The 16,863-nt window shown below is 71.9% G+C and carries 12 protein-coding genes; 9 read left to right on the forward strand and 3 right to left on the reverse strand.

Annotation, left to right across the window (positions count from 1 at the left end; genetic code table 11):
* Positions 1-231 precede the first annotated feature (231 nt).
* The 4 genes from ppdK (at position 232) to ACGFWJ_RS10505 (ending at position 4,863) form a co-directional block, all read left to right on the forward strand.
* Positions 232-3,135 carry a pyruvate, phosphate dikinase gene (gene ppdK, locus ACGFWJ_RS10490; RefSeq protein WP_392947385.1) on the forward strand — a complete coding sequence of 968 codons (2,904 nt, stop codon included), beginning with the start codon at positions 232-234 and terminating at the stop codon, positions 3,133-3,135.
* A 255-nt stretch (positions 3,136-3,390) separates the two neighbouring features.
* The gene (locus ACGFWJ_RS10495) at positions 3,391-3,906 is read left to right on the forward strand and encodes a ribonuclease (protein ID WP_392947388.1); all 516 of its coding nucleotides are present in this window, start codon (positions 3,391-3,393) and stop codon (positions 3,904-3,906) included.
* A 58-nt stretch (positions 3,907-3,964) separates the two neighbouring features.
* On the forward strand, positions 3,965-4,534 hold the full coding sequence (locus ACGFWJ_RS10500; RefSeq protein WP_392947391.1) for a hypothetical protein: 570 nt from the start codon (positions 3,965-3,967) through the stop codon (positions 4,532-4,534).
* Entirely contained in the window at positions 4,531-4,863 is a 333-nt protein-coding gene (locus tag ACGFWJ_RS10505; RefSeq protein WP_387643173.1) for a transcriptional regulator, read from the forward strand. Before ACGFWJ_RS10500 ends, ACGFWJ_RS10505 begins: the two co-directional genes overlap by 4 nt.
* Positions 4,864-5,085: 222 nt before the next feature.
* Here the strand turns inward: ACGFWJ_RS10505 and ACGFWJ_RS10510 are convergent, their stop codons facing one another.
* On the reverse strand, positions 5,086-5,841 hold the full coding sequence (locus ACGFWJ_RS10510) for a GNAT family N-acetyltransferase (protein ID WP_392947395.1): 756 nt from the start codon (positions 5,839-5,841) through the stop codon (positions 5,086-5,088).
* A gap of 651 nt (positions 5,842-6,492) precedes the next feature.
* Here ACGFWJ_RS10510 and ACGFWJ_RS10515 point away from each other — a divergent pair.
* The 3 genes from ACGFWJ_RS10515 (at position 6,493) to ACGFWJ_RS10525 (ending at position 11,281) form a co-directional block, all read left to right on the forward strand.
* On the forward strand, positions 6,493-7,434 hold the full coding sequence (locus ACGFWJ_RS10515; protein ID WP_392947398.1) for a PAC2 family protein: 942 nt from the start codon (positions 6,493-6,495) through the stop codon (positions 7,432-7,434).
* A complete protein-coding gene (locus ACGFWJ_RS10520) occupies positions 7,435-8,376 on the forward strand; it encodes an SGNH/GDSL hydrolase family protein (RefSeq protein WP_392947401.1) in 942 nt (313 codons plus the stop codon).
* A gap of 232 nt (positions 8,377-8,608) precedes the next feature.
* Positions 8,609-11,281, forward strand: a complete 2,673-nt coding sequence (locus tag ACGFWJ_RS10525; RefSeq protein ID WP_392947404.1) for a hypothetical protein — start codon at positions 8,609-8,611, stop codon at positions 11,279-11,281.
* Between the two features lie 51 nt (positions 11,282-11,332).
* Here ACGFWJ_RS10525 and ACGFWJ_RS10530 read toward each other — a convergent pair whose 3' ends face one another.
* Positions 11,333-12,805 (reverse strand): MFS transporter, encoded by a 1,473-nt coding sequence (locus ACGFWJ_RS10530; protein ID WP_392947407.1) that lies wholly within the window; start codon positions 12,803-12,805, stop codon positions 11,333-11,335.
* Positions 12,802-13,425: a helix-turn-helix domain-containing protein gene (locus ACGFWJ_RS10535; protein WP_392947410.1), complete on the reverse strand. Its 624-nt coding sequence runs from the start codon at positions 13,423-13,425 to the stop codon at positions 12,802-12,804. Before ACGFWJ_RS10535 ends, ACGFWJ_RS10530 begins: the two co-directional genes overlap by 4 nt.
* Before the next feature lie 137 nt (positions 13,426-13,562).
* Between ACGFWJ_RS10535 and ACGFWJ_RS10540 the strand changes: the two genes are divergently transcribed.
* Both ACGFWJ_RS10540 and dnaG read left to right on the forward strand, forming a co-directional pair.
* A complete protein-coding gene (locus tag ACGFWJ_RS10540) occupies positions 13,563-14,837 on the forward strand; it encodes a deoxyguanosinetriphosphate triphosphohydrolase (protein ID WP_392947413.1) in 1,275 nt (424 codons plus the stop codon).
* A 66-nt stretch (positions 14,838-14,903) separates the two neighbouring features.
* A complete protein-coding gene (gene dnaG, locus ACGFWJ_RS10545) occupies positions 14,904-16,814 on the forward strand; it encodes a DNA primase (RefSeq protein ID WP_387643181.1) in 1,911 nt (636 codons plus the stop codon).
* Positions 16,815-16,863: the final 49 nt, after the last annotated feature.

Below are 16,863 nucleotides of genomic sequence, written 5' to 3' on the forward strand. Positions count from 1 at the left end.
GCGACGTAGAGTTCCCGGGCTCGACAGTTGAGATGCGCTCGTGACGCTGGCCACATATCGTGGCGGATGACGGCCAGTCAGCGGACTTCGCCAAGGTGTACAAGTCCGGATCGCTTCCCGAACGGGCTCCGGGGTGGATGGCTGCGGCTGGTTGCAGGAAATCAAGCCGGGGAAACGCGGCGGGGTCGATGCCGTCACTGTGTGTCCGGTTCGCATGAGCTTCACGTGGCGATGTCTTCACTTCTTGAAGGCTCGCTAGCGTCACCCGGACGATTTCAGCAACGCAGGCAAACGCCCATTCAGGCATTCGATCTGCTGGTCAATGACCCGCCTCGCAGCTCGTACGACCTATTCGCTCCCCTAAACAGCCTTCGAAATGGGTATGTTCTCCGGCGTCAGGGCAACCGTGTGCGAGGAGAACGACCCGTGGCGGCGCAGCAGAAGTTTGTTTACTCCTTCACCGAAGGAAACAAGGACCTCAAGGATCTTCTCGGCGGGAAGGGTGCGAACCTCGCCGAGATGACCAACCTGGGCCTCCCCGTCCCTCCGGGGTTCACCATCACCACCGACGCCTGCAAGGTGTTCCTCGAGACCGGCTCCGAGCCGGCCTCGCTGAACGAGGAGATCACCGGCCACCTGGTCGCTCTCGAGGCCCGGATGGGCAAGCAGCTCGGCCAGGCGGACAACCCGCTGCTGGTCTCGGTGCGGTCCGGTGCCAAGTTCTCCATGCCCGGCATGATGGACACCGTCCTGAACATCGGCCTCTCCGACGCCTCGGTGACCGGGCTCGTCGCCCAGTCCGGCAACGAGCGCTTCGCCTGGGACTCCTACCGTCGCCTGGTCCAGATGTTCGGCAAGACCGTGCTGGGCGTCGACGGCGAGCTGTTCGAAGAGGCGCTGGACGAGGCCAAGCACGCCAAGGGCACCGTCAACGACCTTGACCTCACCGCCGAGGATCTCAAGATCCTGGTCGAGACCTTCAAGGCGATCGTGCTCCGGGAGACCGGCCGCGAGTTCCCGCAGGAGCCGCGCGAGCAGCTGGACCTGGCGATCCACGCGGTATTCCACTCCTGGAACGGCGACCGGGCCCGCCTGTACCGTCGCCAGGAGCGCATCCCGAACGACCTGGGCACCGCCGTCAACGTCTGCACCATGGTCTTCGGCAACCTCGGCGAGGACTCGGGCACCGGTGTCGCCTTCACCCGCGACCCCTCCACCGGTACCCAGGGCGTCTACGGCGACTACCTGCAGAACGCCCAGGGCGAGGACGTGGTGGCGGGCATCCGCAACACCCTCCAGCTGGCCGACCTCGAACAGCTCGACAAGAAGTCGTACGACGAGCTGATGTCCATCATGCAGACCCTGGAGAACCACTACCGGGACCTGTGCGACATCGAGTTCACCATCGAGCGCGGCAAGCTCTGGATGCTGCAGACCCGCGTCGGCAAGCGCACCGCCGCCGCCGCATTCCGAATTGCCGTCCAGCTGGTCGACCAGGGCCTGATCGACCTGGACGAGGCGCTTCACCGGGTCACCGGCGGCCAGCTCGCCCAGCTGATGTTCCCGCGCTTCGCCCCCACCGCCGAGACCCGGCCGGTCGCCTACGGCATCGCGGCCTCGCCCGGCGCCGCGGTCGGCAAGGTGGTCTTCGACTCCTACACCGCTGTGAAGTGGTCGCGCTCCGGCGAGAAGGTCATCCTGGTCCGCCGTGAGACCAACCCGGACGACCTCGAAGGCATGATCGCCGCCGAGGGCATCCTTACCTCGCGCGGTGGCAAGACCTCGCACGCGGCCGTGGTCGCCCGCGGCATGGGCAAGACCTGTGTCTGCGGCGCCGAGGAGCTGGAGGTCGACACCAAGAACCGCAAGTTCACCACCGCCGACGGCCAGGTCGTCCAGGAGGGTGACCTGGTGTCCATCGACGGCGCCAACGGCAAGGTGTACCTGGGCGAGGTCCCGGTGCTGCCGTCCCCGGTGGTCGAGTACTTCGAGGGCACCCTGCACGCCGGCGCCGACGTCCAGGGCGGGCTGGTCCAGGCCGTGCACCGGCTGATGTCGCACGCCGACGGCCGCCGCCGCCTCGCGGTCCGCGCCAACGCCGACAACGCCGAGGACGCGAACCGCGCCCGCCGGTACGGCGCCCAGGGCATCGGCCTGTGCCGCACCGAGCACATGTTCCTCGGTGAGGAGCGCCGCAAGGAGGTCGAGCACCTGATCCTGGCGGACAACGACAAGGACCGCGAGGCCGCGCTGTCCAGCCTGCTGCCGCTGCAGAAGGGCGACTTCCTGGAGCTCTTCCAGTCGATGGACGGGCTTCCGGTCACGGTCCGCCTGCTCGACCCGCCGCTGCACGAGTTCCTGCCCGACTTCACCGAACTGTCGGTGCGCGTCGCCCTCGCCGAGGCCCGCAAGGACCCGAACGAGAACGACCTGCGCCTGCTCCAGGCCGTCCACCGCCTGCACGAGGCCAACCCGATGCTGGGCCTGCGCGGCGTCCGCCTCGGTCTGGTCATTCCCGGCCTGTTCGGGATGCAGGTCCGGGCGATCGCCGAGGCCGCGGCCGAGCGCAAGCTGGCCGGCGGCGACCCGCGCCCCGAGGTGATGATCCCGCTGGTCGGCACCGTCCAGGAGCTGGAGCTGGTCCGCGACGAGTGTGAGCGAGTGCTCGCCGAGGTCGCCGCCTCCACCGGCGTCAACCTCGACATCAAGCTCGGCACCATGATCGAGTTGCCGCGCGCCGCCGTGACGGCCGGGCAGATCGCCGAGGCCGCCGACTTCTTCTCCTTCGGCACCAACGACCTGACCCAGACCGTGTGGGGCTTCTCCCGCGACGACGTCGAGGCCTCGTTCTTCACTGCCTACCTGGAGAAGGGCATCTTCGGCGTCAGCCCGTTCGAGACCATCGACCGCGACGGCGTCGGCTCGCTGGTTCGGAGCGCCGCGCAGGCCGGCCGGGCCACCCGCCCCGACCTCAAGCTCGGCGTCTGCGGCGAGCACGGCGGCGACCCCGACTCGGTCCACTTCTTCCACGAGGTGGGGCTGGACTACGTATCCTGCTCCCCCTTCCGGATTCCGGTGGCGCGCCTGGAGGCAGGCCGCGCCGCCATCGAGACGGCGGGAAGCGACTCGCGCTGACACGAAGCAGCGCGGATCACTGACCGCACCCCTCCGTAAGAAGAGGGGCGTACGGCGGAGCTCGGCGCAGGAGAGCCGCCGTACGGAGCAGCCGGGGCGGGAACGGACAATGGCGTCCGCTCCCGCCCCGGCGACGTTTACCCGGTCCGACCTCGCGGTGCTCCTGCGCCCTCGGCCCACCGCTGTCGGCGCGACCCTCGCCCGGTGCGCGCTGGTTACGCCGTCCGGGTGAGTCGGTACGGCAAGCTAGACGTCATGACCAGCCGCAATCGCCTGATCAGCCTCGCCGTCCTGATCGTCGCGGGCCTTATCGCCGCAGTGACCGCCCTACTGAACGGCGGGGGCGACACCGGCAGCCCGAGCGCCGACAAGTCCCCTTCCGCGCCCGCCGCCACGGCTGCCCGGAACGGCACCACGAGCGCCCCCAAGCCGTCCGCCCCGGCAAAGTCGCCCGCCGACCAGCCCACCTGGGTGCCCACCAACACCGCGCTGGCCGACGTCTGCCGCAGCAAACTGCCCTCGCAGGCCCTCGACACCCTCGGGCTGATCGCCAAGGGCGGCCCCTACCCGTACCGCTCGGACGGCATCGTCTTCGAGAACCGGGAGAGTCGCCTGCCGCGCCAGAACAACGGCTACTACCACGAGTTCACCGTGGTCACCCCGGGCTCGGACGACCGCGGAACCCGGCGGGTGGTGACCGGAAGCGCCGGTGAGCAGTACTGGACCGCCGACCACTACGCCTCCTTCCAGGAGATCGACTCGCGCTGCTGACAACACTGCCGGCGACACGCCGGTAAATTACTTTCCATCGCGGAAAGTATGTGCCAGAGTGGCAGCAATTGATTCGGCAGAAGGCTGGATCGATGTCGCGCTGCCCGGGGGTTCGATGGCCGAGGAAAAGCAGTTCACGTACGGAGAGGTCGAAGGGTTGCCGCCCGGAGACACTCTGACCCCCGCCGAGGCGCTCGCCCTCGCCGGGCGGGCCGAGGCCGCCGCACGGCGGCCACAGCCGCTTCCCTGGTGGTACGGGCCAGGTGTGGGCCTCTCGTTCGCTGCCTACGGGGCGGCGATCGGGAAGTCCTTCGGGCAGCAGGCGCAGTGGCTGATACTGCTGTGCCCGCTCGGGCTGGTGCTGGTGCAGGCCGCGATAGTGCGGGCAGCCGTCCGCGCCCGCGGCGTTGCCGGGCTCGTCGAACGCGGGCTCCCGCCGCAAGCCCTGCGGGCGTTCGGCGCCGTCGTCCTGGCGGCGGTGCTGTCCGGCCTCGTCGCCTGGCTGGCCACCGGAGATCCGGGCTGGGCCAGTGCGGCCGCCGGTGTCGGCGGCGGACTGGCGATGTGGGCCGGCATCGCCCTGATCAACCGTCACGTCAAGGAGCAGAGCATGAGCAGCGCGCAGTGAACGGGCTTGACCCAGCCCTCCATCAACCGACCAGGCTCACCGTCCTGGCCTTCCTCAGTGGATGCCAGGAGGCGGAGTTCTCCGTGGTCCGCGACTACTGCCAGGTCTCGGACTCGGTGCTCAGCAAAACCGCGGCGAGCCTGGAATCGACCGGCTACCTGCGGGCCCGCAAGGGCTACGTGGGCAAGCGGCCGCGCACCTGGCTCTCCGCGACCCGGCAGGGCCGGGCCGCGCTGGCCGCCCACCTTGCCGCACTCCAGCAGTTGGCCGCCGCCGCCGAGGCGGCCGGCTCGGAGTCCGACACCGGGGGCGGTTCGAGCGAGGGCTGAGTCGGAGGGGCGGGTCGGACCTGGCGCAGTATCAGAAGGATCACACCCCGGAGCGGAGGTGGAGCCAACGCACGTGAGGCCCACGCTCCTTGACAACTCGACAGAGTGTCGCAGCCCCACTACGGCAGAAAGCCGTCCGGGGAAGGCGTTCGGGGGCCGACCCCGCCGTACGCCCGCCCCGGACGGGCCGGCTCCCGCCGGAACGGGAGCCGGAAGGCCGTCTCAGGCGGCCGGGAGCAGCGAACTGCCGATCACAGGCTCGCCGACCAGGGAGCCGCCGTGTCTAAGGCACTCCTGGTTGAGCGGCGCCGGATCCGGTGCGCTGGGCGAGGTCGCGGCGGCGATCCGCAGCTCGATGATGTCGCGGACGGCCGGCCACTCCTCGTCCAGGATCGAGTAGAACGCGGTCGACCTGACTACGCCGTCCAGGCCGCGCGAGTGCGCCCGGCGGACTCCCTCGGAGGTGGCACCCAGCCGCTCGATGGCAATCCGGGAACGGGCGTTGCGGGCGTCGGCCCGCAGCGAGATCCGCTGCACGCCCCAGACCTCGAAGGCGTGCCGCAGCATCAGCAGCTTCGCCTCCGTGTTGATGCCGGTGCCCTGCGCCCGCGGGGACAGCCAGGTGTTCCCGATCTCCGCGGCGTCCGGCACGGCTTCCAGCGGATCGCCGTACGGGATCCCGGGCACGGGCGGCCAGACCAGCGGCCCCTGCCAGTAGTCCAGTTCCAGGAATCGGGTCGAGCCCACGACGCGACTGTCGGCCGTACTCACGGTGGCGTACGGCATTGACCGGCCCGCCGCCTGGTCGGCGAGGGCACGCGCGATGTACTCCCGGGCGGCTTCAAGGCCGTGCGGGACAGGGGTGAAGGCGTAGGTCGTACGGTCCTCGGCGCCGGCCTCGGCAAGGGCCGCGGCGTGGTGCTCGGCGAGGGGCTCCAGCCGCACGGTGCGGCCGTAGAGGGTGACGGGTACGGGCACGGATCCTTCGGTCCTTCGGCTCGTCGGGGTCCCGCGTGCCGGGTTCGCGGCGCGTGGGCAGTGGTCGTTCGCCCCGGCCCCGGACAAGCGGCCGCCCGGGTGCGCTACGCCAGAGGCTCGGGCGTGCGGCGGGTCGGCAGCCCGGAGGCGGGCAGCGCGGTGCCGGTACGGACACGGGTCGACGGACCGATCCGGCGGGATGAGCGACGGGACAGTGTGCGTCCGCGAGATGGCCGAGGGAGAAACGAGATCACGAAGCGAAGCAGGCGGCCAGGTGAAGGCAAGGTGCGCAATGGATGGCTGGCATCACAACGGACCGGGGCGTGGCCCACGACGTGACAGACGGCGTGGCGCGACGACGCGACGATGCGAGGCAGCGAGAGGACGATACCCGCCAGAAGGCGGTGCGTCACTTCGCGGCGCGCCAACGAGGACGCGCAGGTCCTTTCGGCACGCCGAGACGCTCCGTCATATTAGCGCTCGGCCCGCTCGCCACGTCCACCACCAGCGGCTTTGCCGGGAGGTGAGAGGATTCCCGAGACGGAGTGAAGACTCGCGCGCGGACGGGAATTCCGGCGAGCCGTCGCACGCTGGACAGATCAGATCCGAAAACATTCCGAGACGACGAGACGGAACGGGGTTGGGTGCGCTGTGCGTGATCCCAAGGAGCTGTACGAGCTGGAACCGCAGGGCGTGACCGCCCTGGCGGCGGCCCGCGCCGCCGCGGAGGCCGGTGCCGGCCTGGTGCTGCTGTACCACTTCGAGGGCTTCATGGACGCCGGCGAGGCCGGAGGCCAGGTGGTGGCGCACCTGCTGGAGCACGGTTCCCCGCAGGTGGTCGCCAGGTTCGACCACGACCGGCTGGTCGATTACCGGGCCCGCCGTCCCGCGATGACCTTCGACCAGGAGAGCTGGACGGCCTACGACCCGCCGGAAATCCTCCTCCAATTGGTGCGTGACTCCGTCGGCGCGCCGTTCCTGGTGCTCACCGGCCCCGAGCCGGACACCGAGTGGGAGCTGTTCGCCGCCGCCGTACGGGATTTGGTGGAGCGGTTCGAGATCCGTCTGGCCGTCTCCTTCCACGGCATCCCGATGGGTGTGCCGCACACCCGGCCGGTCAGCCTCACCCCGCACGGCAACCGCGTCGACCTGGCGGCGGGGCACCCCAAGTGGTTCGACCAGGCGCAGGTCCCCGGCAGCGCTCAGGCGTTGGTCGAGTACCGGCTCGCCGAGTCCGGCCACGACGTGCTGGGCTTCGCCGCGCACGTCCCCCACTACATCGCCCGCTCCGCGTACCCGGCTGCCGCAGTGGTGATCCTGGAGGCCGTGCAGTCCGCGACCGGCCTGGTCATGCCCGGCAGTGAACTGCGCGCGCGGGTCAACGAGGTCTACGCCGAGATCGAGGACCAACTCTCCCAGGGCGACGGCGAGCTGCGCTCCGCGATCCAGGGCATGGAGAGCCAGTACGACGCGGTCTCCGGCCCCGCCGATCGCGAGAGCCTGCTGGCCGAGACCACCGACCTGCCCTCGGCCGACGAGCTCGGCCGACGCTTCGAGGAGTTCCTCGCCGAGCACGAGCGCGGCGCGGAGTAGGTGCGCCGCCGCCTGCTGGCCGCCACCACGGCGGTGCTGATCAGCACCGCAGCGTGCAGTGCCGCCGAGACTTCCCCGAAGCCCGGCCCCGACCGGGCAGCGACCCCCAGCCCCTCCGCGACGCCCATCACCGGGCCGTACGTGGCACTCGGGGACAGCTATACCTCCGGCCTGCGGATCCCGCCGCAGAGCGGCTCACCGCTGGGCTGTGGCAGGTCCGGCGTCAACTACCCCTCCCTGGTGGCCCGGCAGCTCGGCCTGCAGGACTTCACCGACGTCAGCTGCAGCGGCGCACGGACCGGAGACCTGACGGCCGCGCAGAAGACCGACAACGGGGTCAACCCGCCCCAGCTGGACGCCGTTGGCCAGGCGACCCGCCTGGTCACACTCGGCGTGGGCGGGAACGACGCCGGATTCCTCGACGTCCTGGGCCGCTGCGCGTTGGAGAACGTCCGGCACAGCCTGATCGGCGGTGGCAGCGACGCGCCCTGCCGCAGTTACTACACCACCGGTGGTGGGCGCGGTGAGGTCCAGCGGAAGGTGCAGGACACCGGCGAGCGGCTCACGACCGCCCTCGGCGAGGTCAAGCGGCGGGCGCCACAGGCCAAGGTCCTGCTGATCGGCTACCCGGCGCTGCTGCCGCAGGACCCGGCCCGGTGCTCCAAGACGCTGGGGGACGGCATCGCGGCAGCCGACATCGGATTCGTCACCGAGCAGGAGCAGCAGCTGAATGCCATGCTCCGCCAACGGGCCGAAGCGGCCGGGGTGACTTTCGTCGACACCTATGCTTCGTCCACCGGCCATGACATGTGCGAGGCGGAAGGCACTCGCTGGATCGAACCCCTCGGTGCGGCAGGTGGCCTGGCCCCGATCCATCCGAACGCCCAGGGCCAGCAGGGCATGGCCGATGCCGTTCTGACGGCTCTGCGGCAGCGGCACTGACCCGGTCGCCCGGCGGTCCGACCGGGCGCGCGTTTCTTGCGCGCGCCCACACTCACCGAGTCATGGGGCGGTCCGAGGGTCCCATAGCAGGTCACGGGCCTGGATGGGGGCAGGATCGCCGATCCCGCAGGTGATTCCCGGAGAACTCGGTACGACGGGGTGCCGGAATGCGTACCCTGCACGCAGAGGGACGGATTCGAAGATCTGCCCCGAGTCCGGCCGGGGAGCTGGCATGGCAGTTGACGTGCGGATGAGGGGACGTGCCGCCCACTCCGCGGTGCTGCGCGAACTGCTCATGCTCTGGGAAGCGGCCCGCCGGTCCGGAGGCCGGACGATCACTCAGAGAAGCCTGGCCCGGCTGGGCGGGATCGGCCCGTCCACTCTCAACGGGTGGCTGTCCGGGCGCTCCGTGCCCCGCGAGATCGACCGGCTGGCCATCGTGGCAGGGGAGTTGGCCCGTGCCGCCGGCCGCCCGGTGCGACGGGCCCGCTACTGGGCCGCCCTGAGGGACGCCGACCGGGCCCACCACGGCACTGGTGCGACGAGGCCGGGCCGATCCGGGCGGAAGTCGGCACCGGACACCCGGTCGGCTGCCGAGACCCCGACCGACGGCGACGCCCAGCCCACCGGACGTCGTCGCACCCGCGACGGAGCCGAACCGGCCGGCCCTCGGCTGGTGCACCGTTACCGGTCGGGGCCGCCCGCCGCCAGGGCGCTGGTCGATGCCGCACTGGACACACTGCGCCTCGGCCACCGTTCCACCCTGCCTGCCGCCCTGCTGACGGCCGCCGCCCCGCACTACCTGACGGAGTGCGAGCGGGGCGCCCTCGGAGCAGGTTGGGCCGCCGAAGCATGGGCGTACCTGCGCGTCGATGGCCTGGAGACGGGCGGCGCGCTGGTGACGGCCGGCCGGATATCGGGCGGTCCGGCGTTGACCGGAGGCGGCGACGAAGACGCCGAGGTACGCCTGGCCGAGGCGCTGGTGCGGGAGTTGCGGCCGGAACGGGAGAGCCGCGCCGTGCCGCCCGGCCTCTGGGAGTGCCTGACGCGGCACGCCCACCCCGCCGACCAGCCTGTCCTCGCCCGCGCCGCAGCGCTGCGCGGGCACGCACAGGAAGCACTCGGCCTCTTCGCCTCGGCCGCCGCAGCGGGCCACCACACCGCGCTGCTGGAGGCCGCCGCCCTGCTCGCCGATTCCGGCCGGACGGCGGAGGCCGTCGACCGGTGCGGCGCGGCAGCCGAAGTCGGCGTGCCGGGGGCGCTGGTGACAGCAGCCGAACTGCTGGAACGCGACGGGCAGCACGAACGGGCCGTCGGCTGGTACGAACGGGCCGCCCGGGCCGGGGACACCGAAGCACTCTGCCGGAGTGCCGAACTCCTCGGCCGCACCGGCGAGATCGACGCGGCACTGGAGCGGTTCGACACCGCCGCCGGAGCCGGCCATCCGGCCGCCCACTACCGGGCCGGGCGGCTACTCCTCGGGCTCGACCGCACGGACGAGGCCCTGGGCCGGTTCGAGCGGGCAGCGGCCGACGGACATCCCGAGGCACCCGCCGCCTGCGCCAGGATCTGCGCGGCGGCCGGGAGAACGGACCAGGCAATCGCCTGGTGGGAACGCGCGTGGGAACAGGGGGTCACCACGGTGCATGAGGCAGCAGACGTGTGGGAGAGGGTGGGCCGGATCAACGAGGCCGCGGCCTGGTACGAACGGGCCGCGGCCACCGGCGACGAGACGGCCTGGTACGAGGCCGCGGCGCTGTTCGCGAGAGACGGCCAGTACGGCAATCTGCCCTGGTACGCGCACATCGGCGACCACCACGCCCTGCGCGAGCGCGGCGAACAGTGCGAACGGGACGGTGACCTGGCCGGGGCGCTGAGCTGGTACCGCAGGTCGGCCGAGGCCGGTGGCGAGGCGGCGCTGTTCCAGGCGGCCGACATGCTGGAACGGAACGGCGACCGCGACCGGGCGGTGCACTGGTACACGCTCGCCGCCAACCGGGGCGACACCTACGCGATGCGTGAACTCGGCCGGCTGCTGGGCGAACTCGGTCGGTCGCGGGAGTCCGCCACCTGGCACCGCGCCGCCGCCAGGGCCGGCGGGTGTCGCGTACTGCCGGAGGCGGCCCGCGTGGTGGAGCAGCTCGACCGGCGGTCGGCCACGGTCTCCGACCGGCCCCGCTCCCGTTCCCATCCGCTCCCCGGACCGGCCGTAGCAGCCGCACCGGCCGCACCCGCCGAAGACGCCGAGGCCACCGCCGCGTTCTTGCTCGATGCGGTGGAACTGCTGAAGGCCGGCGGCCGGTACTTCGAAGCGAACCTGCTGCTGAGCTCGGCGGACCGGCCCGGTCAGGCCAGTCTGCGCGAGGCGTCCCGGATGCTGTCTGGCTCGGTGAGTACGGACGCGGCCATCGGATGGGTGCAGCGGTTCGCCGACTCCGGGGACCGGCAGGCGGTGTCGGAAGCGGCCGAGATGCTGGAGGACCGGGGCCGGATCGACGAGGCGCTCGACTGGTACGCGAAGGCCGCCGAGGTCGGCGAGCGGGACGCCCTGCTGGCGGCCGCCCGCATGCTGGCCGATCGCCGCCAGACCGAGCGCGCCCTGGACTGGTACCGGCGGGCCGCGGAGGCGGGTGTGCCGTTGGCGCACGACGAGGCGATGCTGCTGCGTCAGCAGGCAGACGAGGCCGAAGCGGAAGCCGCCCGGCGCCGCACCGGCCGAAAACTGCAGGCCCTGCCTGGCACGCCTGGAGCGACGGTGGTGCCCGTCCAGCGGGTGCAGGTTCCGGCGGAGACCGGCAGCCCCCGTCCCGAAGCCGTGCCGGTCGTACCCCCTGCACCCGCGCCGGCCACCCGCCGGGCACGTATCCCCCGCCAGTCGGCGGCCTCCGGTCGGGCCAGGAACTGACCGGCCGGAGGCGGCCGGTCAGTCAGGTCGTTGTGGGGCGGTGAGGGGAAGTCAGCCTGCGCAGACGAGAGTTGCGGGCTGGCCGGCGGTGTCCAGCGGCCGGCGCTCGGTGGGCAGCTCGCGGACGCGGCGCATCGGGGAGCACCAGAGGATCAGCGCAGCCAGCGGTACTCCGATGGTCATCAGCCACATCGCGGGGCGCACGCCCAGTTCGGTGCCGAGGAAGCCGGCCAGCACGGCGCCGAGCGGGATGGAGCCGAAGTTGAGCACCGCGCCGCTCGCGGAGAGCCGACCGAGCAGTTCCGGCGGGCAGTAGCGCTGCTGGAAGGTCGACTTGATGACGTTACCGGCGACCACGCCGGCGGAGGCGCCGAAGCCGCCGATCAGGTACCAGGCCAGCCCGAGGCCGCGGCCGGTGAGCGGGATGAGGACGGTCAGGGCAGGCAGGAAGAGTTCGAGCATCAGCATGGCGCGGGAGGTGCCGAGCCGGGCGGCGATCCGGCGGGCGAAGGCCGCGCCGACGATGCCGCCGGTGGAGGCCAGGCCGACCAGTAGACCGACGGTGCCCTCCGCGATCCCGACCTCGCGGATCAGGAAGACGACCAGCAGGGACTGGTAGCCGGTCAGCACCAGGTTGGAGGCGGCGCCGAACAGGGTGAAGGTGCGGAACCAGACGTCGGAGCCGAGCAGCCGCAGGCCTTCGCCGATCTCCTTGCGCAGCGCCCGGCGGGGCCGGTCGGCGCGGCCGGTCTCGTGGTGGCCGATTCGGGCGGTGCACCAGAGCGAGAGCAGGAACGTCGCGGTGTTGGCGAGCAGGCCGTTGACCGGTCCGGCGAGCTGGGCGATCAGGCCGCCGCTGCCGAGTCCGACGATGCCGGCGGCGGAGGCGCTGCCGTGCAGTTTGGCGTTGCCTTCGGGCTGGTCCGCGGGGTCGAGCAGCTGCGGCAGGTACGCGGTGTACGCGGTCTGGAAGAACACCCCGGCGGCCCCGGCGAGCAGGGCCACGGCCAGCAGGTGCCACAGGGTGAGGGTCCCGGCGAGGGCGGCCAGTGGGACGGTGGCGTACAGGACCAGCGAGATCGCGGTCGCGGTGAGCATGATCGGTCGGGCGCGCAGCCGGTCCACCCACACCCCGGCGGGCAGGCCGATCAGCAGCCAGGGCAGCCAGCCCGCCGCGCCGAGCAGGCCGACCTGGAAGGTGCTCGCGTGCAGGGTGCTGACCGCGATCAGCGGCAGGGCCAGGCCGGTGACGGCGGAGCCGTACTTGTTGGCGGTCTCGCCGATCCACAGCATCCGGAAGTCCCGGTGGCGCCGCAGCAGCCCGGCGCGGCGGCGGGCGGTCGGGTCGGCGACCACGTAGCCCGGCCGGCGGGACCCGGCGGTGACGGGCTCCGCGACGGGCTCCGCGACGGGTTCCGCGGCGTGTTCCGTGACCGCCTTCGCAGCTGGCCCGACGACTGGCCCGGCGGCCGACCCGGCGACCGGCTCGGCGGGGTGGGACTCGGTGGAGGCGGTCGAGGTCATGGCCGGTCGGGTTCCTTTCGGGGCAGTACCTGGATCTGGACGATGGCCGGTCGCGCGTCGGGGTCGGGGGCGGCGTCCGGGTCGGGGGTGTGGCGGGCGACGACGGCGGCCAGTTCGTCGCCGAGGGCGCGGAGCTGAGCGGGCGTCAGGACCAAGTTGCTCCAGTCGCTCACGAGGCCCGTGTTGCGCCAGTCGTCCCCCCACTCGGCGGCCAGCGAGTCCGCGACCCGCTGGTACTGACGGCGCAGGTTCTCCGCCTGGTAGACGGAGACCGCCGCCTTGGCGCCGGGGTCCTGCTCGAAGTCGGCGGCGGCCAGCGTGATCGCACCGCGAACGGCGCGCCACCAGCGTTCCCGCTTGGTACCGCGGCCGGCCTCCTCCTCGATGAACCCGTGCTCGGCGAGGTGCCGCAGGTGCCAGCTGATGGTGCCGGTGGACTCGCCGGTGCGCTCGGCGAGCCGTGCGGAGGTCGAGGGTCCGTGCAGGCGGAGCTCGTCCAGCAGTTGCATCCGCAGCGGATGGGCCAGCCCGCGCAGGCTGTTGGCGTCGAGTCGGCGTCGCGGGGGCTCGCCCTTCGGTGAGGGGGTGACGGGGTGTTCTTCGGGGCGGTGCTCGTTCATGACGGCAACACTAGAGTGCAGAGACTTCTCTGCATAGACCTCTTTGCAGAGAAGTCTCTGCAATTTGCCGCGGCGGCGCCGGGTGTTCGCGCGGCGCAGGTCCGAATGTCCGTCATCCGGCGTACCGTGACTGACATATGAAGACCACCACTCCGTACGACCCGCAGTCCGAAGCCCGCTGGGTGCCCGAGCCGGACAAGCGGCCCGGCCGCACCGCCTTCCAGCGCGACCGCGCCCGGGTGCTGCACTCGGCCGCGCTGCGCCGCCTGGCGGGGACGACCCAGGTGGTCGCGCCGATGCGCAGTGATTTCCCGCGCACCCGGCTCACCCATTCGCTGGAGTGCGCGCAGGTCGGCCGGGAGCTGGGCGCGGCGCTCGGCTGCGATCCGGATCTGGTGGAGACCGCCTGCCTGGCCCACGACATCGGCCACCCGCCGTTCGGCCATACCGGCGAGGAGGCACTCGACCAGGCCGCCGCGGCCTGCGGAGGCTTCGAGGGCAATGCCCAGTCGCTGCGCATCCTGACCAGGCTGGAACCCAAACGCTTCGCCCCGCTCGACGAGCCCGAGGTCCGGCTCTCCCCGTGGCCCGGCCGCAGTGTCGGCCTCAACCTGACCCGGGCCGCGCTGGACGCCGCCACCAAGTACCCGTGGGCACGCGGCGGCCACCCCACCGACCCCGCCTCCACCAAGTACGGCGTGTACGGCGACGACCTTCCGGTCTTCCGCTGGATGCGCACCGGCGCGCCGGACGGCCGCCGGTGCTTCGAGGCCACCGTGATGGACTGGTCCGACGACGTCGCGTACTCCACCCACGATGTGGAGGACGGCTTCCAGGCCGGCCACATCGACCCGGAGGCGCTGCGTGCCCCGCAGGAGCGGGCCGAGCTGTTCAAGATCGCCGAGCGGTTCGCCGCCCAGGCCGGGCCGGAGGAGTTCGCCGCAGCCCTCGACCGCCTGCAGTCCGAGGAATGGTGGCCCACTTCCTACGACGGCACCGCCCGTGCCCGGGCCGGCCTCAAGGACCTCACCAGCCAGCTGATCGGCCGGTTCTGCCTGGCCGCCGAGCAGGCCACCCGGGCCCGCTACGGCCCGGGCCGGCTCACCCGGTACGCCGCCGAGCTGGTCGTCCCGCGCGACGTCCGGCTGGAGTGCGCGGTGCTCAAGGCCGTCGCCGTCCGGTACGTGATGCAGCGGGACGAGCAGGCCCAGCTGCGCTCCCGCCAGCGCGTGGTGATCGCCGAACTCGCCGATGCCCTGCTGCGCACCGCCCCGGACGGGCTGGACCCGGTGTTCGCCGCCCAGTACGCGGAGGCCGAGGACGACCGCGCCGCGCTGCGCACCGTGATCGACCAGATCGCCACCCTGACCGACGCCTCCGCCCTGGCCCTGCACGCCAAGCTGACCGGCTGAGCCCGGAGCCGGTGCGACCGCTTCGTGCGACCGCTGGAACGAACGCCGCTCCCGTAGACTTTCCCAGTGGCCGGGAGGATCAGGGACGAGGATGTGCAGGCGGTGCGTGCCGCCCTGCCGATCGACGCCGTGGTCGGCGACTACGTGCAGTTGGCCAATGGTGGCGGCGCCCAGCTGAAGGGCGTGTGCCCGTTCCACGACGAGAAGTCCGCGTCGTTCTACGTGCACCCGGGCAAGGGCGTCTTCCACTGCTTCGGCTGCGGTGAGTCCGGCGACACGATCACCTTCCTGATGAAGATCGAGCACTGCTCGTTCGCGGAGGCGGTCGAGCGGATGGCCGCCCAGGCGGGCGTCACCCTGCGCTACGAGGAGGGCGGCTACAGCCCCCGGCACCAGCAGGGCGAGCGGACCAGGCTGATCGAGGCGCACAAGGTCGCCGCTGCCTGGTTCCAGGAGCAGCTGGCCACTCCCGAGGCGGAGATCGGCCGTCGTTTCCTCGCCGAGCGCGGCTTCGACGAGGCCGCTGCCAAGCACTTCGGGGTGGGTTACGCCCCGGTCGGCTGGGAGCACCTGGTGCGTTTCCTGCGCGGCCGCGGCTTCACCGACAAGGAGATCTCGGTCGGGGGTCTGGCCTCGCAGGGCCAGCGCGGCGGCCTGATCGACCGCTTCCGGGGCCGCCTGGTCTGGCCGATCCGGGACAGCTCGGGCGACGTGGTCGGTTTCGGTGCGCGACGGCTGCGCGAGGACGACAACGGCCCGAAGTACCTGAACACCCCCGAGACGCCGATCTACAAGAAGTCGAACGTCCTGTACGGCATCGACCTGGCCCGCAAGGAGATCGCCAAGTCCGGCCGGGCAGTGGTGGTCGAGGGCTACACCGACGTGATGGCCTGTCACCTGGCGGGCGTCACCACGGCGGTGGCCACCTGCGGCACCGCGTTCGGCGAAGACCACATCAAGATCATCCGTCGGTTGCTGATGGACACCTCCACCTACCGCGGTGAGACGGTCTTCACCTTCGACGGTGACGCCGCCGGGCAGAAGGCCGCCCTGCGGGCCTTCGAGGACGACCAGAAGTTCGCCGCCCGTACCTCCATCGCCATCACCCCGGGCGGCATGGACCCGTGCGATCTGCGCCTCGCCCAGGGCGACGATGCGGTCCGCACCCTGGTCGAGAACCCCGTCCCGCTGTTCGAGTTCGCGCTCCGCTCGGCGGTCGCCCGGCACCGGGTGGACACCGCGGAGGGCCGCGCCGCCGCGCTCGAAGAGGCCGCCGGCATCATCGTCAAGATCAAGGACCGCTCGATCCAGCACGAGTACGCGGTCCAGCTGGCCGGCATGGTCGGCATCCTGGACGAGCAGTTCGTGGTCCGCCGGATCTCCCAACTCGCGCGCTGGCAGCGGGAGAACCAGCAGAACGGCCAGCGCCGGCCGCTGCACCGACCCGACCCCGCAGGGCAGCAGCCGGCCCGTCCGGAGCGCCCGGCGTTCCGGCTCAACCCGCGCGACCCGGCGCAGTTCGTCGAGCGCGAGCTGCTCAAGCTCGCGCTCCAGCACCCCGATCTGGTCAGCCCGGCCTTCGACCAGTACGGCGAGGACGAGTTCCCCACTCCGCCGTACCAAGCCGTCCGCCGCGCCATCGGCCAGGTCGGCGGCACCGCGTACGGCGCGAGCCTGCCGGACTTCACCGCCGCCGTCCGCGAGGCCAGCCCGGACGACCAGGTCCGCGGCCTGGTCACCGAACTGACCGTGGAGCCGATCCGCTCCCGCCGCAAGGCCGACGAGGTGTACGCGGGGGAGTTCCTGGTCAAGCTCCGCCTGCAGGCCGTGGACCGGCGGGTCGACGAGGTGCGGGCCCACCTGCGCCGGCTGGGCGACCGGGCCACCGCCGAGGAACTGCACCCGGTGCAGAGCGAGTTGTGGGCCCTGCAGCAGTACGGCCAGCAGCTGCGCTCGCGCGGCGTCGCCGCCCTCTGACCGGCGCCCGCCCGCCCCGCCGCTCCCTCGACCGCCCCCGCCCGCCCGG

It is taken from the genome of Kitasatospora sp. NPDC048407, from assembly GCF_043200475.1.
Taxonomy (GTDB): domain Bacteria; phylum Actinomycetota; class Actinomycetes; order Streptomycetales; family Streptomycetaceae; genus Kitasatospora.